Annotated in this window: 15 protein-coding genes and 1 pseudogene; 8 read left to right on the forward strand and 8 right to left on the reverse strand. The window is 52.3% G+C overall.

The annotated features are described in order from the left end of the window. Positions 1–212 precede the first annotated feature (212 nt). Complete coding sequence (locus GK091_RS08755) at positions 213–2,795, forward strand: glycosyl hydrolase (protein ID WP_164036417.1); 2,583 nt, start codon at positions 213–215, stop codon at positions 2,793–2,795. Positions 2,796–2,912: 117 nt separating this feature from the next. Then, on the forward strand, positions 2,913–3,302 hold the full coding sequence (locus GK091_RS08760; RefSeq protein ID WP_164036419.1) for a DMT family transporter: 390 nt from the start codon (positions 2,913–2,915) through the stop codon (positions 3,300–3,302). Positions 3,303–3,380: 78 nt separating this feature from the next. Here the strand turns inward: GK091_RS08760 and GK091_RS08765 are convergent, their stop codons facing one another. Further along, the gene (locus tag GK091_RS08765) at positions 3,381–3,572 is read right to left on the reverse strand and encodes a hypothetical protein (protein WP_164036420.1); all 192 of its coding nucleotides are present in this window, start codon (positions 3,570–3,572) and stop codon (positions 3,381–3,383) included. Positions 3,573–3,852: 280 nt separating this feature from the next. Further along, positions 3,853–5,013, reverse strand: coding sequence for a hypothetical protein (locus GK091_RS08770; protein ID WP_164036422.1), 1,161 nt, complete (start codon positions 5,011–5,013; stop codon positions 3,853–3,855). A 204-nt stretch (positions 5,014–5,217) separates the two neighbouring features. On the opposite strand from GK091_RS08770, the gene corA reads away from it, so the two are divergent. Both corA and GK091_RS08780 read left to right on the forward strand, forming a co-directional pair. After that, entirely contained in the window at positions 5,218–6,300 is a 1,083-nt protein-coding gene (corA, locus tag GK091_RS08775) for a magnesium/cobalt transporter CorA (RefSeq protein ID WP_164036424.1), read from the forward strand. 83 nt (positions 6,301–6,383) lie between these two features. Then, the gene (locus tag GK091_RS08780) at positions 6,384–8,855 is read left to right on the forward strand and encodes a bifunctional UDP-N-acetylmuramoyl-tripeptide:D-alanyl-D-alanine ligase/alanine racemase (protein WP_164036426.1); all 2,472 of its coding nucleotides are present in this window, start codon (positions 6,384–6,386) and stop codon (positions 8,853–8,855) included. 56 nt (positions 8,856–8,911) lie between these two features. On the opposite strand, the gene GK091_RS08785 is transcribed toward GK091_RS08780, so the two are convergent. Beyond that, positions 8,912–9,598 (reverse strand): hypothetical protein, encoded by a 687-nt coding sequence (locus tag GK091_RS08785; protein WP_164036428.1) that lies wholly within the window; start codon positions 9,596–9,598, stop codon positions 8,912–8,914. Between the two features lie 46 nt (positions 9,599–9,644). Then, the gene (locus GK091_RS08790; protein ID WP_164036430.1) at positions 9,645–10,835 is read right to left on the reverse strand and encodes a THUMP-like domain-containing protein; all 1,191 of its coding nucleotides are present in this window, start codon (positions 10,833–10,835) and stop codon (positions 9,645–9,647) included. Between the two features lie 199 nt (positions 10,836–11,034). On the opposite strand from GK091_RS08790, the pseudogene GK091_RS08795 reads away from it, so the two are divergent. After that, positions 11,035–11,297, forward strand: a pseudogene (locus GK091_RS08795) (SulP family inorganic anion transporter); the annotation flags it as partial. Positions 11,298–11,329: 32 nt separating this feature from the next. Continuing rightward, entirely contained in the window at positions 11,330–11,638 is a 309-nt protein-coding gene (locus GK091_RS08800; protein WP_212592948.1) for a hypothetical protein, read from the forward strand. A 105-nt stretch (positions 11,639–11,743) separates the two neighbouring features. Here the strand turns inward: GK091_RS08800 and GK091_RS08805 are convergent, their stop codons facing one another. Both GK091_RS08805 and GK091_RS08810 read right to left on the reverse strand, forming a co-directional pair. Further along, positions 11,744–12,634, reverse strand: coding sequence for an N-acetylmuramoyl-L-alanine amidase-like domain-containing protein (locus GK091_RS08805; RefSeq protein WP_164036432.1), 891 nt, complete (start codon positions 12,632–12,634; stop codon positions 11,744–11,746). 61 nt (positions 12,635–12,695) lie between these two features. Then, on the reverse strand, positions 12,696–14,426 hold the full coding sequence (locus tag GK091_RS08810; protein ID WP_246202179.1) for an alpha-amylase family glycosyl hydrolase: 1,731 nt from the start codon (positions 14,424–14,426) through the stop codon (positions 12,696–12,698). Between the two features lie 152 nt (positions 14,427–14,578). Between GK091_RS08810 and GK091_RS08815 the strand changes: the two genes are divergently transcribed. Continuing rightward, the gene (locus GK091_RS08815; RefSeq protein WP_164036434.1) at positions 14,579–16,441 is read left to right on the forward strand and encodes an alpha-amylase family glycosyl hydrolase; all 1,863 of its coding nucleotides are present in this window, start codon (positions 14,579–14,581) and stop codon (positions 16,439–16,441) included. A 58-nt stretch (positions 16,442–16,499) separates the two neighbouring features. Here GK091_RS08815 and creD read toward each other — a convergent pair whose 3' ends face one another. Further along, positions 16,500–17,876, reverse strand: a complete 1,377-nt coding sequence (creD, locus tag GK091_RS08820) for a cell envelope integrity protein CreD (protein WP_164036437.1) — start codon at positions 17,874–17,876, stop codon at positions 16,500–16,502. A 244-nt stretch (positions 17,877–18,120) separates the two neighbouring features. Between creD and pgmB the strand changes: the two genes are divergently transcribed. Next, complete coding sequence (gene pgmB / locus GK091_RS08825; RefSeq protein ID WP_164036439.1) at positions 18,121–18,780, forward strand: beta-phosphoglucomutase; 660 nt, start codon at positions 18,121–18,123, stop codon at positions 18,778–18,780. Between the two features lie 111 nt (positions 18,781–18,891). Here pgmB and GK091_RS08830 read toward each other — a convergent pair whose 3' ends face one another. Beyond that, positions 18,892–21,423 carry a DUF5686 and carboxypeptidase-like regulatory domain-containing protein gene (locus GK091_RS08830; protein ID WP_164036441.1) on the reverse strand — a complete coding sequence of 844 codons (2,532 nt, stop codon included), beginning with the start codon at positions 21,421–21,423 and terminating at the stop codon, positions 18,892–18,894. Between the last annotated feature and the right edge of the window lie 88 nt (positions 21,424–21,511).

Here is a 21,511-nt window from a genome sequence, read left to right on the forward strand (position 1 = left end):
GTTGAGGGTAAACTCCTTCCGGAACAATTCCGTCAACGGCCAGCCAACTTAACGAGATTCGAGCCCATAAAGGTAGTGAAAACCGGCTGGACAACAGCATAGTAAATGCGTCGTGCTCTGTAGGTGCCAGTGCGCTGGCAAGTATATAAACAGGGCAACCGAGTAAAGCAGGATTATTTCGTCTTTTTGTAAATCATTTCCTATTCGTGCCGATGAAACGATGCCTGTTCATGCTTATTCTGACGCTGCTCACCACTATCAGTTGGGCACAATCTACACCGACTTTAGCCAATCAACATGCGAAACCCTGGACTTACTGGTGGTGGATGGGCAACGCCGTGAACGAGAAAGACATTACAAACTTACTCGAACAGTTTTCAAAAGCCGGCCTGGGCGGGGTACATATCATCCCGATCTACGGCGTAAAGGGATATGAACGCCAGTTTCTTCCTTTCCTGGGCGATCGCTGGCTGGCAGTTTTTGCGCATACCGTTCGGGAAGGTAGGCGGCTGGGGATGGGCGTCGACCTGACGATGGGTACAGGCTGGCCGTTCGGTGGACCAGGCGTTTCGTCGGCAATGGCGGCCAAAGAGTGGAAGGTGGAAAACGGGACGCTTGTGTCCGCGTTGACCAACCAGCAGGTGAAGCGACCCGCACCCGGTGGGCAGGGGCTCGTGATCGATTATTTCAGTCGTTCGGCCATTGAGACCTACGTAAAACGCTTCGACTCGACACTGGCACGCATACCCGAGAAGCCGCGTGCGGTGTATAACGACTCCTACGAGGTGTTTGGCGCTAACTGGACGGATAACTTTCTCACCGAATTCAGGAACCGACGTGGCTATGATCTTAACAGTCAGCTCTCCGCTTTTCTGGATACGACGCAAACGCAAAACAGTATTCTGGTTCATCAAGATTACCACCAGACGCTGGCCGAACTGCTGCACGACGGATTTACCAAACCCTGGGTTACCTGGGCACACCGGCACAACTACAAGGTTCGTAATCAGGCGCATGGCTCACCGGGAAATCTGATCGATCTGTACACGGAGGCTGACATTCCAGAAACTGAATCGTTTGGGTCGAGTCGGTTTTCAATTCCCGGTTTGCGCGTCGATGAACAGTATGAAGTTGACCGATTCGGTACACCCAACCCACTGGCCATGAAGTTTGCGTCTTCGGCGGCAAATCTGGCGGGCAAACCGTTGGTCAGTTCCGAGACCGGAACGTGGCTGGCGAATCATTTTCAGGTGTCACTGTCGCAGGTGAAACCGCAGGTCGATGAGTTATTTACGGCGGGCGTTAATCACGTTTTCTACCATGGCATTCCATACTCACCACCTGCCGAAGCGTGGCCGGGCTGGTTGTTCTATGCCTCGACAAACTATGGGCCAACGTCGCACGTCTGGCCCCACCTGCCGCTTCTGAATCGCTACATCGAACGTTGCCAGACGCGGCTGCAACGAAGCAAACCCGATAACGATGTGCTAATTTATTTTCCTATTCACGATCTGTGGGCCACACGGGCGAAATCAGCCGGAGGGATCCACCAGCTGGAAGTGCATCACGTTGAGCGATGGTTATTGCCGCAACCGTTCGGACAAGTATGCGACCTGCTGCTGAAGCGGGGCTACTCGTTCGATTACGTGTCGGATGATCTACTCAAGGGCCTAACGGTCACCAAGCAAGGGGTTCGTAGTGCCAGTGGAGCCGTATACAAACTGATCGTGGTGCCCCGGACCGTCTACTTGCCCGAACAATCGCTTCGGCAATTAGAGCGTCTGGCCCGGTCTGGAGCCCGTATCGTGTTCGATGGGCAGTTGCCGGAACAGGCTCCCGGCTTTCAGAATCATGCAAAACGAACCGCTGAACTAAAACAGATCGGGGCCACCCTTCAGCAACTGAACTCTGTAACGATCACCGCTGACCTATTTAGCACGCTCGGCCAAATGGGTGTTCGGGTGGAGTCCTGGGCCGCCGAGGGACTATCATTTATCCGCAAGCGGCACGCCGACACGACGCAGTATTTTGTGGCGAACCTGAGCAATCGTTTTCGTCAGAACTGGATTACGCTGGCTGCATCGGGGTGGGTAAGCCGCTATGATCCACTGGCGAACCAGACCGACCGTTTGCCCGTCCGGAAAAATAAACAGGGCGGGGTCGAGGTTTTTCTGCACCTGGAACCGGGGCAAACTTGTTTCCTGAATGTGAGTCCGGGAACTGCGCCAGTAACGACCCCGGCCAGCCAGTCCGAAGCTGATAAATTAGCTGACCAGCCCATTGCCTTACCGAACCCGTGGCAGGTGCAATTCCTGCAAGGTCGTCCGGCATTGACAGCGTCGGTAACGGTGCCCGGTCCTGTGTCGTGGGTAACGCTTACTGATTCCGCCGGTTTTTTCTCCGGCACAGTGCGCTACAGCACTACCTTCGATCTGCCCGGTGGCAGAGCCCGTGCGCGAACGTACAGACTCAACCTCGGCGATGTGCGGGAGGTAGCCGACGTTCGACTCAACGGACAGCCAATCGGCACGGCCTGGAGTATCCCGTTCCAGCTATCGATACCCGCCGACCGGCTGAAACCGACCGGCAACCAGCTAACGATCGACGTGACCAATCTATCGGCCAATTACATGCATCTCTACGACCGTCAGCATCCGGGTTGGAAAAAGTTTTATGATATCAACATTGTCGACATTCGCTATAAACCATTTGATGCGAGCCGCTGGGATGCCGTGCCGTCTGGTCTGCTGGGTCCGGTAACATTAACACCCGTAAATGCACAAGGTGGTCGGTAATGTACGCAACCGATCCTAAAGAGCGTGAGGGCTGCGTCGAAGGGGTTAACAAATTGGTCATATCGAACTGAATCAACTTACTTACATTGCAGCTGACTCAAGTTAACGACCATTTATATGCAATTGACGGCTTTGTCGTGGCTTTATCTTGTTGGCGCTGCGTTCTGCCAGATGGCCTGGACATACTCGCTGAAATACCTGCGCGTCGATGCGCTGAAAGTCCTGAACTGGGCAACGTTTTACCGGCTCGATGGTGGACTGGTTAGTCTGGTTCCCTGGATCGTCTATGTGGTTGCCGGTATCATCAACTCAGTGTTGCTGGCGATGGCAATGCGCGTGATTTCGTCGACAACCGCCTTTGCCGTCTGGATGGCTGTAACCTTACTCTTTATCAAAACGGCCGACGTTTACTGGCTGAAAAACAGCTGGTCGCTATCCGAATTGTTCTTTCTGCTGTTGATCACGGTCGGCATTGTCGGGCTTAAGCTGGTGGGCCCCGCGCAATGAGAACCGTAAACAAAACACCTACGCAGTCAGTGCCGGGTAGGTGTTTTCGGGTATCAGAAAATCGCTGGTAACAGACGATCAGACTTCAAGCGCTTTGCGGGTTTTCCGCTTTTGTTTGGTTCTGTTGAGCCGGGCGCAGCATAGGCATTCCACTTTGTGACCTGTTCCCGTGTGCCGGTCGATCGGATCGATCCGGACGGCTTCCGAGCAACCTGTGTTTGTATGATAAACGAGCTGCCGAATTGAATTAAAAGGTGTAACTTTTCCCATTATTGTCGAGATAATTCTTGCCTGTGCTTAGCATAACCAGTATAAAAGCACAGGTATAAGTAACAGAATAACCAGCGTTATAGTGAATAATGTTTGCTGACGGGACGAATAGATTACGTACCGGCTATTTCCGGCCAGCAGATTCATGAGTTCGAGTAGCCAGTGGCGCAAAACAAAATAGAGTAGTAGTGTCGAATCGCCACAAAGGTATGGGGTTGATTTACTGGTCAGTGTTATCATTTTGTTACCCTTGCCGACCCCACAATTCGATAGCGTACACTCAATCGTGCTTGTACTTCTGACGCAACCGCCTGACTACGTCATCGGCGAGTTCATCGCGCATGCTGTCGTAGAGCTGCCAGCGTGAGGGCGGAAACAGGTTAGCGCTTTTGAGGCTCGACCCATTTAGCGCCCGATCGTCGCCACTAAATGTTTGCCACTCGGTTTGCCAGCTTCGGGTTTCCCAGATTCTGTCGTCCCAGACTGTTTTGCCGGTCTGCGTATCGACACTGCGCATCTGTAGGGTCAATTCGGCGTGGATCGTTCGCTGGTAGGTCGTCAGCGTGCCGCTCACTTTTTCCATGATGTCGACCTTCGTGGAGTCGTTGATCTTCTTCTCGCCGACCTTATACGACTGATTGCTGTAGACGGTTGTGGATGATGATGTGGTATTGTCGCTGGACGGCCTGTAGTCGGAAACCTGAAGCTGGATCGCCTGATGAATGGGAAAGCCATCCCCCGCCGACTCGTCGGGTCGGTAAAGCCGAACGAAGGGGGATGGCGCTTCGTCTGGACCGATCTGGCGAAAAATCAGGTGCTGTAAGTACTCGTTTTCTTTCTCGCTGATCTCGCGTGTGGGTGATAACGGCTCCACAACGACCCGCAGAACCGCAAAGGGTAGGGCCTCTTCGGATTTGGCGTGGGCCTGTTGGTAGTCGGGCACCCACGACAGGGCTTTCTGGTAGTTAAGATACGCATCTTTGGCCGCCAGTCGATCCGTCTCCCGGTAGGCAAACGCCTGTTCTGCCGCTTCGTAGCGGTCGGCTGCGGCCAGTTGACGGGTTTCCTGTTTGCGGTCGGTGTATGACAGCGGGTAAGCCGCCAGCCAGCCGGCACACGCGTCGCAAGTTCGGGCGTTGTCGGTCAGCGCTTGCAGCGTTTCGTACTCCGTATGGACAGCCTCCCAGCGGTAAGCATCGGTACTGGACGGGGAGGACAGTCTTCGGATCGTATTCTGGTGCGTTTCGTAGGCGCTGACAAAAGCCTGTTTAAGAACCAGCGGTGCTTTGATGAACCCACGCTTGCTCAGTCCACGCCAGCCCTGAAGTCGTTGCGACGCCCGTTTGACGGCCAGGTCGAAGTCGCCCCGCTTGAGGGCTGTCTGGCCGCTGCTACAGGCCATCAGCACAGCGGCTAGTACGGAGAAGAGGAGAAGACGCATATCGTAGAATACGATTTTCTGAACATTCGACAACGCAAAACGTAGTTGGTTTATCGTTGATGTTAATTAGTTTGTGGTTTAGTCAATTCTGAGGGAAGATGCTGTCCGGCAAAACCTACTCACGTAAGGGACACGGAACAGATCCGGGTCAGTATTGATGCACCTGATAGCGACGAATCACAGGCCAAGTTTAGCTAACCATCCATGTCGAAACACAAACGTTACCGTTCCGCCGAGAAGACCCTCGGCAGCTCTCCCGGTACACTCACCTATGTAGGAGAAGAAATCGAACACGCGACCAAGATCAAGCGCATTGATTACAATGAGAAAGAATACCATGTCGATGATGTCAGTAAGTTAAGTACCTGCCGATTGCCCGACCCCGGAGCGCCCCTGGTAAACTGGATCGATGTGGATGGTATTCACGAGAAGCAGGTTGTGTCTGCCGTTGGCCAGCAATACCACCTGCATCCGTTACTGCTCGAAGACGTGATGAACACCGAGCAGAAACCCAAAATCGATCTGTATGACGATACGGTCGTGTATGTGACGCTTAAAATGCTGCACCATAGCCGTACCAAACAGGAGATCGATGTCGAACATGTGAGTCTGGTGCTGGGCAAAAATTACCTGGTTTCGTTTCAGGAAGAGCGGACACATGATATTTTCGAACCGGTCATTGAGCGGATCAAGGCGTCGTCGGGCAAAACCCGGCGCAACGGAGCCGATTATCTGCTTTACTCGTTGATGGACGTAATGGTCGACCATTACCTGCTGATCACGGAACGCATCGGCGAAAAGATGGACGAGCTGGAGGAGCAAATCGTTCAGGAGAAGGCGACGCAGCAAACACTGGCAACCCTCTACAAACTCAAGCGCGAATTGACCTTCATCCGGCGGACCATTTACCCGTTGCGCGATATGATTGGCGTATTGCTGCGGGAAGAATCCGATCTGATCCAGCATACTACGCTGCCGTACCTGCGCGACCTGGCCGACCATGTTAACCAGATTATCGAGTCGCTCGATTCGTACCGCGAACTGGTTTCAGGACTGATGGACGTTTATTATTCCATTGTCAACAACCGGATGAACTCGGTGATGAAAACGCTCACGATTGTGTCGGCTATTTTTATTCCATTGACGTTCATTGCCGGGATTTACGGGATGAACTTCGACAATATGCCCGAACTTCGGACAAAAACCGGTTATTTTTGGGTGATTTTTGCCATGGCACTTATTGCCGTTGGCGAGGTGATTTATTTCAGACGGCGCGGCTGGATGTGACTATGTTACGCCTGTTCGGGTGACTTTTCGGCCAGGATCGAACGGGATCGAATTCAGCGCGACCGTCTGTTTGAGAGTACTATATGACTACGCAGGAACTTCAATTAGATACGCTACAGTGGATTACCGACTCCCGGCAGGTTGGTGAGCATAGGACCGCTCTGTCGGGTCAATCCGTGTTTTTTGCCATACGGGGTGAACACCACGACGGGCACGAGTTCATCGGCGAATTATACCGGAAAGGAATTCGCTATTTTGTCGTCGAACGATCGGCCCTGACGTCTGACCGACGTACCGAATTGCTGAATTACCCGGAAGCTCAGTTTATTGAGACGGACAACAGCCTGCACATGGTACAGGCACTAGCCGCCGAACACCGGCGGCAGTTTCGGATTCCGGTGATCGGCATTACCGGCAGTAACGGAAAAACGATTGTCAAGGAATGGCTGGCGCAACTGCTATCCGACGATTTCGAGGTAGCAAAGAGTCCCAAAAGTTATAACTCGCAGCTGGGCGTTCCGCTGTCGGTGCACCAACTGAACGATAGCCATACGCTGGGTATTTTTGAAGCGGGCATTTCCCGATCACACGAGATGCAGGCGCTGGAAGCCATCATCCGGCCCACGATTGGCATTTTTACGAATATCGGCACTGCTCACGACGAAGGGTTTCGAACGTACAAGCAGAAGATTGCCGAGAAACTCCGGCTTTTCATTCACGCGGGTACGCTGATCTACTGCGCTGACTACGTCGATATCGATGAAGAGGTGAACATGCTGCTGCGAGCCGTTAATGCGCACATGCGGTTCATTACCTGGTCGATGACGGGAAAAGAAGCGGTTTATCAAGCGTCTGTGCAGCAGGACCGGCTCACGCTCATTGGACCAAACGGAGCCATTACGTTGACGCTTCCTTTCACAGACCCGGCATCGGTCGAAAATTTGATCCACTGCCTGGTGACGATGCTAACGCTGCGGACGCTGGATGCGGACTCGTTGCAAAACCGCCTGAACCGGCTCCGGCCTGTTTCCATGCGGCTGGAACTGAAAGAGGGTATCAACAACTGCGTCCTCATCGACGATTCCTACAACAACGATGTCGCCGGGTTGCAGCTTGCGCTCAGCTTTTTCAATCAGCAAAGTACCCGCGATGGTCGGGTCGTTATCCTGTCCGACGTGTTACAATCAGGCCAGCCGGAGAGCAATTTATACGAACACGTAGCCAGCTTGCTTCAGGCCAACAACGTTCGCTTGTTCATTGGTATCGGGCCGAAGGTTAGCGCCAACCGCCGTTTTTTTGCCGACAATAGCCTCTTTTTCGAGACGACTGATCAATTTCTGACCCTGTTTCAGGTTAGCAGTCTGCGTGACAGCACTATTCTGGTGAAAGGTGCCCGCCCTTTTTCCTTCGAACGAATCATAAACAGACTACAGCGGAAAGTACACGGTACACTGCTCGAAATTAATCTCGACGCGCTGACCCATAATCTCAACTACTACCGCGAGAAAGTTGGCACCGAGATCAAGATCATGGTCATGGTGAAAGCCTTTGCCTACGGTAGCGGCAGCGCTGAAGTGGCCCAACTTCTGCAATTCCACCGCGTCGATTACCTGGCCGTAGCCTATGCCGATGAAGGTGTTTCGCTCCGCCAACACGGGATCGAGTTGCCCATTATGGTCATGAACCCGGCCCCCGAAACGTTCGCGACGTTGTTCGAGTACAAGCTGGAGCCTGAACTGTACAGTATGCGGTTGTTACGGGAGTGGGGGAGCTTCATGACCAGTCAGCCGGCACAAACGGAAGCCACGTCGCCCGTTCACTTAAAGATCGACACCGGTATGCATCGGCTGGGCTTTCTGGAACACGAAGTGCCATCAGTTGTCGATTACCTCACCACCTGTCCTATGCTGCGCGTCGCGACTGTGTTCAGTCATTTGGTTGGGGCCGATGAAGCCCTGTTCAACTCGTTTTCTCAGCAGCAATACGATACGTTTCTGCGCGCGACGACCGAACTTGAGTCCGGATTGGGTTACCGGCCAACGCGCCATCTGCTCAATTCGGCGGGTATCGTGCGGTTCCCGGACTACAGGCTCGACATGGTGCGGCTCGGTATTGGTTTGTATGGCGTAGAGTCGAGCCAGATCGAGAAAGACGCCGTTCGGCCCGTTGGTACGTTACACACGGTGATCAGCCAGATCAAAACCGTTCCGGCGGGCGAATCGGTAGGCTACAGTCGCCGGGGGGTACTCGACCACGAGGCCCGAATCGCTACGCTCGCCATTGGCTACGCGGATGGGTACGATCGGCGACTTGGTAATGGCGTTGGTCACGTCTGGGTGAATGGAACCCGTTGCCCGACGGTCGGCAGCATCTGCATGGACATGACCATGATCGATGTGACGCAGGCTTCGGCCGCTGAGGGCGACGACGTGATTATTTTCGGCGATGAGATCCGGATCACCGAACTGGCTCAGCAGATAGGGACCATTCCGTACGAAATCCTGACAGGCGTTAGTGAACGGGTGAAACGTGTATTCTTCAAGGAGGGTAACTAGGTAAGTCATCGGGTAACTAGCTGTCTGTTCAACCAGTTACCCGATGACTTACCTAGTTACTCGTTACTCTTTTTCGCTTTGACGGCTTCGACGTTCTTTTTGCGATTTTCCAGCTCCGTCAACGCGCTGGCCTGTTCCGTTTTGTTGGCTTCGATGTCTTTCTGAAGTTGTTCTAGTTCTTTCGCGTTCTCATCGATGCGCTTCAGTAACCTCTCTTTTTCTTTTGCGTTCTGCTCGATCGACCGCTGAAGCTGTTCCCCTTTTTTTACCGTTTTCTGGTGGTTCTTCTGCCCTTCGTCGAAACTGCCTTCGGCTATACGGACTTCCTGACTGAATAGACTCTTGCCTGCAAAGTCCTTCAAAACTTGCTCCGCAGCCGCGTAGCCCGTACCGCCCGTCTTAACGTAATTGCCGTTGCCCAGATCATACGACACAAAGATCGTCGCCGAGGTCTTCGTTGATTTTACGGTGCTAACTAGATTGATCGGCTCGGACGAAATCGCCTGTATATCGGCATTGGGTACCCGGTACGTGCCACGCGAAGAAGACAGTCGTCCGTAGGTTTTAAGTTGCTCTTCCCAGTCTTTTTCCAGTTGCTTGCCATCGCCCTGTAGCGTGAGGTATAAGCCCGGTAGGCTGGCTTTATCGACGGTGGTCTCGCCCGCGTAGACAGTTTGCGCGTGCGATCTTCCGACTAAACCGATCAGAAGGAGAAGTAAGGAAATTCGGGATGCCAGTTTCATGCGTGTGTACTGTTTAAGTGAATTATGGGTGTTATTACCAGACGGGTTAGTCGCTTTTCCGCGTAATCAAGAGCCGCTTATCGCCGTTTTGTAGGGTTGTTGCCAGAATATATGTATCACCTCCTTCGCGTAATCCCAGCTTTTTACGCAAGTCGGCCACCGATTGTGGAAAATTCCGGACGGTCAGGTTCGCTTTCATGGATGGTAACAGTTTTTGCAGTGTTTTTCGATCCGGTTTACTAACAGCCTCAACCAGAAATGAGCGGCCAGGGAAATCCGGCTTCAGGACGTCACTAGTGTACAAATGACTGTTAGGGGCCAGTTTGAACAAACCAAACCGATCACCAACCAGCCGAAAGGCACCCGCTTTTAATACAGCCGCATTCGGTTCATAAACGTACTGCAACGGATCGCTCAGGGTAACGCTGGCGCTGGCTTCATCGCCTTTCACAAACCGGAAGCTAGTAGTTCCCCGAACAGTCATATTGATGGCTGTAACCTCGATTGCTGCTGCCGCAACGGGTTGTTTACCGATCACCAGGAGTATTTCTTTCACCTCGCCCTGCACCGCCACAATGTGAACCGATTCTACCGAAACCAATTGCTGGATGGCGGTGTCCACACTGAGTAACGGCGAAGCCTTCAGTAAAATTCGGTGACTCTTTTTTAATAAGGCCGACAGGACACCGGGCCGGGTCACGTCCGGTTCGCAATCCGCTAACTGGACAACTTTTCCGCCCTGATCGTTCCGACGGTGAGGGTCCAGGTAAAGCCAGTCCGCCGTTTCGGGCCACTGGGCAATGATTTCCGGCCCATCGCCCGTTCTGACGTCGGCGTTCGATGCCTCCAGAAGCGGCAGATTATGGGCTGCGATTTCAGCCAGATCGGCTCGTTGTTCTACGTATACGACCCGATCAACCCGCTGCGCAAAAGCCCACGTATCTACGCCCATACCCCCCGTAAGATCAACCAGCAGCTCACCACTTACCAGCGAGGCTTTGTAGTGCGCGGTCTGCTCGGAAGAAGCCTGCTCAACCGACAACGCGGGCGGAAACACCAACCTATCGTTCGCATACCAGGTAGGCAGTTTATCACGGGCTTTTTGCCGGGCCGCAAGCTGAGCAACTACTTTTTTGATGTCGATGTCGGCGGGGTGCTGGCGTAAGGATAATGCCTGCACATCGTCGGTACTGTGCGTGCTGATGAAGTGCTTTTCGACTGGAGAAATAGTGATCAACAGAATAAATATTAATTGGGCCTTACATTCTTTTAAATTAACCGTTACGCTTAAGTAACGTGCACACTATCAGGGGGTGATCATCGTTCACAAAACTTAACTTGCCGCAACTATCTTGCCCATGCAACGCATAAGCCCATTCTGTACCCGTATAATACGAGCCTGCTTTGTCAGGATATTCTAGCTGTAGGGGCTCTTCCCCCTCTGTCTTGGTAGTGCACTGGCATCGGGAGTACCACTTTTTTAGGTTTGGTCGCTGGTATAATCGGTGGCATCGTTGTCGGGCTGCAATCTGGTTCCGAAGTGAGCGTCAGTGGACCGGCGGCTGGGCTGGCCGTCATCGTTGCCGATGCTATTGCAAAAATACGGTCTTACGAGGCATTTTTGGTGACCGTTATGCTGGTTGGTGTGATTCAAGTTGATCTGGGCGTAGGTAGAGCGGGTCGATTCAGTAGTTTTTTCACGATAGCGTGATCAAATATCGTTTTTACTGATTGGCATTGCGCTCGGCACAGTCGTCGGTACGTGCTCAACACGTGTATTCAATCGACGTTCAACGTGGTCCATTATGGCCGTACGTGACCATTGAATTTGAGAAAGACCTATATTTTCTGAGCAAGCCGCAGCTAAAAGAAGCGCTCGGTGCATTGCAGCCAGGCGATGAGGTCACGATCGACGGGAGTAAAGCCCCTTTCATCGACCATGCTATGCGCAATATGCTTTACGATTACTGGGAAACGGCTAACGTGCAGGGCATTCACTATAAACTCCGCAATGTAGTATTGAACTGTAAGCCGGAGTAGGGGCAAACGGGACGAAGGGCGGGCACTAACCAGCGCGTAGTAGGGGGAGTTGTGATAAACAGGCAAGTGGGCAACTGCGAGCGTTTGCTTGTTTGCCCCACGTGCTTATTTTGCGACTTCACCCACCTGCACAACTGCCGTAGCGAGTCCGGTGGCTGGGCGTAGGCGGGCTACACGAATACCCGATAAACCTTTGTGCCACAACACATAGTCACTAAGCGGGTAGGAGGTGATGACCACCGCGCCCTGATCGGAGGATGCGTGCAGCAGATGAATTCGACCGTCTGGATGCCGTGTCGCCAAGCCAACATGTTTCATATCCAGTCCCGGACGGGCCGCCGTGAGCATGATAATGTCACCCTCGCGGAGTTGCGATTCCGCCTGCCGGATGCTCTTGCTGGGGATGAAATAAAAGGATTGCTGGCTAATGGACGCTTCGGCCAGCGCGACCTGTTTCAGAATGGCCGGGTCGATCAGGCGGGGATATTTATACGTTGCCGTTGTCATGTACGACAAGGGTTTCGCCACCGAAAGGCTACCGGGTAATTCTTTGGTCACATCCGTCAGTAGCCCTTTTCGTTCGTTGTCGCGGAGCCAATCCGAGAAGTAGTGCAGCCGACTGGCATACCCATTGATGAGTCCGTCGCGGTAGCGGAGTTTGGTCAAAAACGTGCGAAATGACTGATCTAGTAAAACGGCATTGGTTGATTTGTCGGCCAGGTCGTGCCAGGCCAGCGTAAGGGCCAGTACCGTTTCCAGGTAGGTCGTGCAATCGAATTCGCGCATATTGACGACCAGCTGTTCGGTTGGGCTGGCATCGAGCGTGTGCGGTACGTAGGGACGTCCCAGAAACTGTCTGCCGATGTTCACCGCCGTTTCAGAGGGCGTCTTGCCACCTACGATGGGTATTGTTTTCAACTCGTTAGGCACCAGTTCCTGAGCTAACAGAACGGGTGACACCAATAGTAGACTAAGCGCAGTAATCAGTTTTATCATTGAATGAAGCGTGTGATAACGTATTGATAGGGATGGTGTACCGCGCGAAAACCAGTACGGATTATTTTATTTCCAGAATCAGGACACCACGCGGGGGAAGTGACAGGGACATGCCTTCCTGACCGACGGTTTCGAATTCGGTATCAGTCAGAAACATATCCGTCAGGGTGTAGGTTTTGGTGGGCTCCAAACCCATCACGCCGAATGCATGCTGCGGTATTCGGACGGACGTTTCGTAGGTTGTCGTCGCCGAGAAGTTACAAACAATCAACAACTTCTGCCGGTCGGTATAACGCAGATAACTGTATAGCTGATGCGCATCGTATCCCGTACTCTGGCCATTGTCGTTGGCGTATTGCAAATCGTAAAAGTACCCGTTCTGAATCGCATCGGAACAGTTGACCAGATGGTTCAACTGCTGATAGAAGGCCCGGAGTTTTTGCTGATCGTCGGTTAGGCCACTTCCATCGTAGCGTCCGTTGTTGATCCAGCCCTGCCAGTCGGGTAAGCCCCAGTAATCGAAAATGGTCGTGCGCCCATCATCACCGCTAAAGCCCTCGACACCTTCTGCCCGAACGCCTACTTCCTGCCCAAAATAGAGCAGATAAGGGCCATTGTGCATCGTTGCCGATAGGGTCATGCCCGGTACAGCGGCCCAGGGATCATTGGTAAAGAACCGGGAGGCAATCCGCTGTTCATCGTGCGTTTCCAGAAACCGGAGCATGTGCTGCGCGTAGTCGCCGGATTGCTGCTGCCAGACGCGCGTGAGCTCATAACACGAGCCGTGGCCCTCCATAAGTGCCCGAACGGCATCGTAAAGGCCAACTTTATCGTACAGGTAATCGAAACCACCGTCAAAAATAAAGGACCGGTACAAACCCGGATCATAGATTTCCGCGATGAAAATCAGGCGGGGGTATTGTTGTTTGACGCGGCTAATCGCCCATTTCCAGAACTCGACCGGCACCAGATGGGCCATGTCGCAGCGGAATCCATCGACTCCTTTTTTTGCCCAGAACAGGAGCACATCGAGCATCTGATTCCAGGTTGCTGGAACCGGATTAAAATTCAGGCTACCGTCGAAAATATTGTACCCGTAATTCAGCTTAACCGTCTCGTACCAATCGTTGATATCGGGCGTGGCCGTGATGGAACCGCTGCCCGTAACTTTGGCCGGAAATTCATGCAGGGCCGGCACCGATCCACGATCCTGCGCGTAGCGACTGGCGTCGGGGCCTACGAACGTTTCGCCGGGCAAATAGTAAAAATTATTGTTGGGCGCAAACCGTACCGACGTGTCGTCGTTTTCGCCCAGATCGATCACTCCAGAGGGTTTGGTGTCGGAAGCGTATTGACGGGCTACGTGATTTGGTACGAAATCGATGATCGCCTTTAATCCGTGAACGTGTGTACGCTCGATAAGAGCCTCAAACTCGGCCATTCGGTTTGGCACATCGACGGCTAGGTCGGGGTCAATGTCATAATAATCCTTGACGGCGTAGGGCGAACCCGCACGACCCTTTACCACGGCCGGATCGTCGGGGCGAATACCGAACGCTGAGTAATCGGTTTGGGTCGCGTGTTCGATAACCCCCGTATACCAGATATGCGATGTGCCCAGCCGTTTGATGGACCGCAAGGCTTCGTCATTGATGTCATTTAGTTTGCCAACACCATTCTCATCACGAGTGCCATTGGGGCGATTTGTGGTATTCTGATTACCAAACAAGCGCGTAAAAATCTGGTAAATAATCAATTTGTCCATTACTGGAACAATAGAGGTCGTATTCATTGGCGCCGGCTGAGTGTATGTTACGAATGGGGTTGTGTTGGGACTGCAAAATTATGGCCTTTTTCGGTGAAAAAATTGGGTTATAATTGCGTTCTTGTTGCATTATTTCCCGATCATTTCGGTGCAGAAGGCTTAAACAGAAATCGATTACGATGAGAAGGTTTATTTTACTGATGTTGCTGTTAGGCAACATGACGCTGGCTAACGCGCAAAATGCTCAGATTCAACGCGTGAATCCGACCAATTGGTGGGTTGGCATGAAGAACCCAAACCTACAGCTTCTGGTCTATGGGCCTAATGCCGGAACGCTGGCTTATACGGTAAATTATCCGGGTGTCAGGCTGGTGAAGACGCATACGGTCGATAATCCAAACTACGCATTTCTGGACCTGACCGTTTCGTCTACCGCGAAACCCGGCACACTCCAGCTCGTTGGCAAGCGGGGTAGCCAGACGCTGACCCAGCCGTTTGAGCTTAAAGCCCGCGACAAATCGTCGAAGGGAGCGGGTGTTACGGCTGCCGATTTTATTTACCTCATCATGCCTGATCGCTTTGCCAACGGTGACCCGGCCAATGACAAATTTGCCGATATGGCTGATCCGAATGCTGACCGGACCAATCCGTTCTACCGCCACGGAGGTGATCTTGACGGGGCGGCTCGACGGATCAACTATGTAAAAGATATGGGCGCTACGGCCATCTGGTTTACACCCTTACTGGAAAATAACCAGCCGCTTACCAACGAAGGCGGATCGATGCGATCGGCATACCACGGCTACGGGTTCACCGATCATTACAACATCGACCGACGGTTTGGCGGTAACGAAGCCTATACGTCGTTTATAAATAAGGCACATGCTGCCGGCCTGAAGGTCGTTCAGGATGCGGTTTACAATCACGTGGGCATCAACCACTGGTTTATCAAAGACATGCCCAGCAAAGACTGGGTACACCAGTGGCCGACCTACACCAATACATCGTATAAACAACAGCCCATTACCGATCCGCATGCCTCAATGATCGATCGTAAAGTCACGGTTGATGGCTGGTTTGTGCCTTTTCTGCCCGACCTGAATCAGAACAATCCGTACGTGGCTAATTTCCTGATTCAACATGCGATCTGGACCGTCGAAAAGTTTGGGATAGATGCCTGGCGCGTAGATACGTACTTGTACAACGACATGCCGTTCATGAATCGCTGCAATCAGGCATTGATGGACCAGTACCCAAACATTCTTATTTTTGGTGAGTCCTCCGTCAGCAATGTGATCGATCAGGCTTATTATGTCCGGAATAAAATTGACTTTCCGTTCAAGTCGAATCAGCCTGGCGGACTCGACTTTGTGCTGTTCAACGCGATCACGAACAACGCGCTGAAACAAAAGAATAGAGAAGCCTTCCCAATCTATGAAACGCTGGCGCAGGATGCTGTTTATGTAGACCCGACCAAGCTGGTCACGTTTCTGGACAACCACGACCTGGACCGCTATTTTTCGGTCATTGGCGAAGATTACGACAAATACAAGATCGGCCTGACCTGGTTGCTGACAACACGCGGGATTCCGTCCATGTACTATGGTACAGAAATTCTGATGAAGAACTTTAAAGATCCGTCGGATGCCGAAGTGCGTCGGGATTTTCCGGGCGGATTCGCGGGCGATAAAGAGAATAAATTTGAGACGGCTGGCCGTACGGACCGCGAAAATGAAGCGTTTCAGTTCGTGCGGAAACTGGCTACGTACCGGCGCGACAATCCGGTTATGCACACGGGCAAACTGATGCAGTTTCTACCCCAGGATGGCACGTATGTTTACTTCCGTTACGATGGTACGAAAACGGTGATGATCGCTACCAATACGGGTGATAAAGATATCTCGCTCGATACGGTCCGATTTGCGGAACGAATGAATGGATTTACATCGGCTCGTGATGTGATGACCGATGCCACTCTTTCGGACCTGAAACTCATTAAACTGCCGGCAAAAACGGCGTTGGTGCTGGAGTTGAGGAAGTAGTATTGAGTCACCCCCGGCCCCTCTCCCGTTTTGGGAGAGGGGCCGGGGGTGAGGGGAATCACACCGATGCTTGGGCGGGCTCATAGAGCTTGTACCAGTCGATATGCCGGGTTAGATACATCGTCACGCCGAGAATCAGCAGGAGGCCCGCGCTACCCAGTAGCAACGAATAATCTTCGAGTTGAAGTAATAAATAAAAGAACCCGTAGAGCAGTGCCAGAATGGTACTGAACAGAATTGTCAACCGGCTGTTGCGGAACACATACCGTACGTAGAATGTGATCAGGGTCAGGATAATGCAACCACCGATCAGGTACGACCAATCGAAGGGAATATGCTCGGAAATGGCGAGCAGCAACAGATAGAACAGGCAGATAGCGAAGCCGACCAGTAGGTATTGAACCGGGTGAATACGACGACGGTCGAGGATTTCGATAAAGAAAAACGAGACGAATGTCAGCACGACGAACAGAATGCCATATTTGGCCGAGCGCATCGTCTTTTGGTATTCATCGACCGGAACCAATAATTTGACGCCAAACGAGGGAAGTTCTGCTTTTGAGTCCATGCTGGCGGATGCCAAAAAATTGCCTATGCCCTGCTGTGGAAAGTTCCGGTTAAACTCCAGTATTTTCCACGATGCCGCAAAACCCTGTGATGTTATGGTTCGGTTATCGGGCAGAAAAGAGCCCGTAAAACTTGGCGTTGGCCAGGGCGAACGCAGACTTACGCGTGTTTCCTTGCCGAAAGGAAGAAAACTCAGTTCGGTGCTCCCGTTCAGGTTAAGTTTGGACTCAAAGCGATACTTATCAGCATCCAGTTTGAGCGGAACACTTACACCCGAAGGCACGATATCACTCGTGGGAATGCCCGGCTGAGCGGGTAGCACGTTGCCATTGATGCTAAAGTTAATGGCATTGCGAATGCCTTTCATGTCGCTGATTCCCAGTGATAGAAAGGCATTGTCCCAACGGGGTGTGCCCGGAACCAGCCCAAGTGATTCCACTGACGGTTTTTTAAAGCTTCCCCGGATTGTCAGGTGCGTGTTGTACAGCATAACGACAAAAATACCCCGATTCCGTTTTTCGGGTTTAACCTCGCCGTCAAACTGTAGCTCATCGGGCAAGAAGTGAAGGAACGTGGTCTGGACCTGCGCAATGCCCTTGTCGTTCCGGGTAACCACTTCGTAAGGAACCGATAAGATCGGTCCACCAATCACCTGCTTGCCCCCCCATTTGCTACTGACCTCGTCTATGGCCGCATTGCGGGTCATTTCCCGTTCCACGATCAGCGACTGGAGCATGCTGGTCGGGATGAGTAAAACCAGGATGAGAAAACCAAGCACGAACACTTTAAGCATCGTAGACGTACGAAGCCAATGATTGACACGGTCGAACAAAGAGACAGGCGATTCGGAGGTTGGTAGATGGTCCATAGTAATTTGATTGAAAGTACTTTGTATTGCAAAGTAAATCAAACTGATTTGATATTTCCAACGGTTTGGCGAAATATAGTGGCATCCAGCGACGCGATCTTACTTGAAAGACTGTAATCCGTAAAAGTTAGGCGCTTGGATTGACTGAGCAATTATCGTTGTGTTAGGTCAATCAACGCGGATAGGGTGGCAGCAGCAGCGCAAATCTGCCTACATTTGCGCTCCATCTATTGACTGGAAACCCATGAAACCCATCAAAGCATTTCTTTTCGATCTCGACGGTGTGATTGTCGACACCGCCATATACCATTACCAGGCCTGGCGTCGGCTCGCGAACGAGCTTGGCTTCGACATTTCTGAAGAGTTCAACGAACGGCTTAAAGGAGTCAGCCGTATGGATTCGCTGGATATTATTCTGGCCCACGGGGGAATGACTCTGCCGGATGAAAAAAAGGAAGAACTGGCCGCGCAGAAGAATCAGTGGTATCTCGATCTGGTTAGCCGCATGACCTCGGACGATATTCTGCCGGGTGTTGCCACGTTCTTTTCGCAGGTTCACAAGGCTAACTTGCTCACCGCGCTGGGCTCCGTCAGTAAGAATGCACCGATGATTCTGGAACGCATTGGCATGTCGGACGCTTTCGACGCGATCATCGACGGAACCAAAATCTCAAAGGGTAAGCCTGATCCGGAAGTGTTTACCAAAGGAGCGGCTGAACTGGAAGTCGATCCTGACGAATGCGTTGTGTTTGAGGATGCCGTTGCCGGTGTCGAAGCGGGTAAACGCGGGGGTATGTTCGTGGTGGGGTTAGGTTCTCCCGACGTATTGACCCAGGCCGATTTGGTTGCTGCGTCGCTGGATGTATTGACGGTGGATGACGTGCTGGCCAAAGCCAGTGTCTAAGCTACTTCGCCAAGTCAACATGTGGTCTGGAAATGCAGCGTATCACGGATTTCGACCGGTTCGCGGTTGAGTTGAGCAGCGGGTTAAAACCCGTGATACGTTAGCTCAGCACTAAAAGGCCAGCCAGCCCGAAACCTTGATGGCGAACGGAGTAACGGGAATACCCGTCCGGGACAGATTATCGCGGTAGGTGAGTCGATGGATGGCATCGATACGGAGCACTTTAAAAATATTGTCGATCCCGTAACCAACTTCGACGTAGGGCGTACTGGTCAATGAACTGAACCCTTCTACGGCACGGCCCTGTGCGTCAGTGCCGGGTATCATGGCAAGATTAGCGGAAGAAACGCTGCCCATCAGCACTTTAGCCGTTACCAATTCGTGCCATTTGAGTCGGCGCAAGAGCGGCAATCGATTAAAGAGCAATCCGCCGAAATTGTGTTCAACCTGCGCCGTAGCCCAGCGGTCAGACACAAATTCGAAGTAGTTCATCAGGTTATAGGCGTTGCCAACGTAGAATGACGACTCATTGCCCAGCGGCATATAAAGCAACGGGTAGGGTATCGTTGACGGAATAAGACCAGCGCCCAGCGTGTAATACGTTCGGCCCAGAATCCCCATCCGGAAGGAGTGTTTCATAGTCAGCGCAACGCGGTGGTAAGTAAAATCGCCACCTAATGCCCCGCGAATACCAAGGGTGTAGCGCAGGGTGAAGATCGGTTTACGGGTGGCACCGGCACTAACCCGAACGTTGTCGTTTTGCAGAATCACTTCATCAGGGGCAAACCGCGTTTCGGAGATCAGTTCGGTTACCCGATAGCTATCCCGAATGGTTTGATCGTTATCGTTGATCTGAGGCTGAAAGGCAAAGGGAAATAAAGGCTCGAAGGTGCGGTTGCGCATCGCCAGCGTCTGCGTAAATCCCCGACCGATTTCCCGCCGAAAATAAACCAGATTTTCTTCCTGAAAGTAGGGTCGTCGGATGGTGCCGAAGCGTGAATAAGCGGCAAAAAGTGAGTTATTCCCAATGTTATCCGCCGATACACCAACGCGTTCCAGATCATATGTTCGCCGGGCACCGATAACCGTCCACGGTTTCCGGCTAAGGACATACTCAATATTGGCGCTGTATTTAAAGGTCTGATCGAGGGTGCCATAGGCCAGATAGCCGCTCAGTAGCCATTTCTTGCTGAAACCGGTGTTGGTTCGCATACCAAGCCGAAACCGATTGCCTTCAACGTTATTGCTGGCGTATGAATACAGAATCGGGCCCAGATCGATGTGGAGTTTGTCGATGGGTTTGTAGCCTAGAACGCCAAGTTTGATAATCTCACCGGCTACCTTTATGAGCGGCACGTTGCGCACCGAATCGACAACCTGCATGGCCCGCCACTCATTTGGTGAGAGCGAATCCGGGCGAACGCTTTTCCAGAAGAGTGGCGTAGCATCCCGATAATCATCCGCCAGTTCAATGGACGGGTCATAAAAACCAACTTCCTTGGGGTCATTTTCGACCACATTACGAGCCGTGGCAAAGACCCGGATCAACGCGCCGGGTGAGCGGGGCGTTGGCTGGTCGGTATCGATCGTGATCTGCGTCTGGGTCGGAAACCGGACGCCCGACGCTATGGACTCCCAGCTTTGTTCGATGCGAAGTTCGTCGATGAAATTAATGTTGGCCCGTTTGTCGACGCGGGCATCGACCTGAGCCAGTGCCATGTTCAGCGTGTCGATCCAAACGGTTCCGGCAAAAGCAAGGTCACTGGCGCGTTTGGGCGTAAATTCGATCTCGTAGCACACCGCATTGTCGAGGGTAACCGTGTCTTTGAGATGGAACGTATAGACCGTTTCCCACTGGGCACCTATCGGCGACGGAATGTCTTTTTGAAGGACGTAGAGTGAATTACGGTAGAAATTATACTGCTGAAACGAGGCCCCGGTCAACTGAGCGATCAGGCCACCGTCGCTGACGCCTACGCCCGTAACCCGCGACTTGAGCACCTTTTCCTTGACTTTCTCGGGATTCGAACGGGCAAAAAAATTGGAAAAGGTTTCCGAAATAAAAACCGGTATGGCAGGCAGGCCATTTTCGTCGGTGATGGCGGGGAGCTTGCCCAGCAGTCGGCTGATGGCTCCTGGTTTTCGATTCTTTTTGCGCTTCTGCCCGAAGTTATTAATGTAGCCTTCGATTTTGGTGTAGCTATCGTACTGATAGGCCGACAATTGGGCCGGATTGAATTGCGGTCGTCGGCGCACGGTTTCGCGAAGAACCCGGTAGGCCGGGTCGCCCCCTTTGGCGTAAACCTTTACTTCCTGAAGCTTTGTAGCCGCACCGACTAACTGCGCATCGATCGTCTGATTCGTAATGGGCGTGAGTCGATACGATTGCGTTTTGTACCCAAGGCTTAATACCTGAATCGAGTCGGCCAGCTGTTTTGTCTGTAGTTTATAGCGACCGTCGACGTCGGAGGTTGTGCCGCTGGTCAATCCTTTAACGGCGATACTGGCAAACGGGATGCCTTCGCCGGTGGTTGCGTCAGTCACGCGACCGCTAACAGTATAGATAGTCTGGGCTAGCGTTAGCAACGGCCATCCGACGAAGAGAAGGCTACAGGTAACGAAAGTCCGTAATAAACGAGTCATTCACGTGAAGTATAGGGATCGGGCATAGTCTCGTAACTAAAATTTAGTCAACAGGGTTTACTAACTGCCGAAACATTATATAAAACCA

It is taken from the genome of Spirosoma agri (assembly GCF_010747415.1).
Taxonomy (GTDB): Bacteria; Bacteroidota; Bacteroidia; order Cytophagales; family Spirosomataceae; genus Spirosoma; species Spirosoma agri.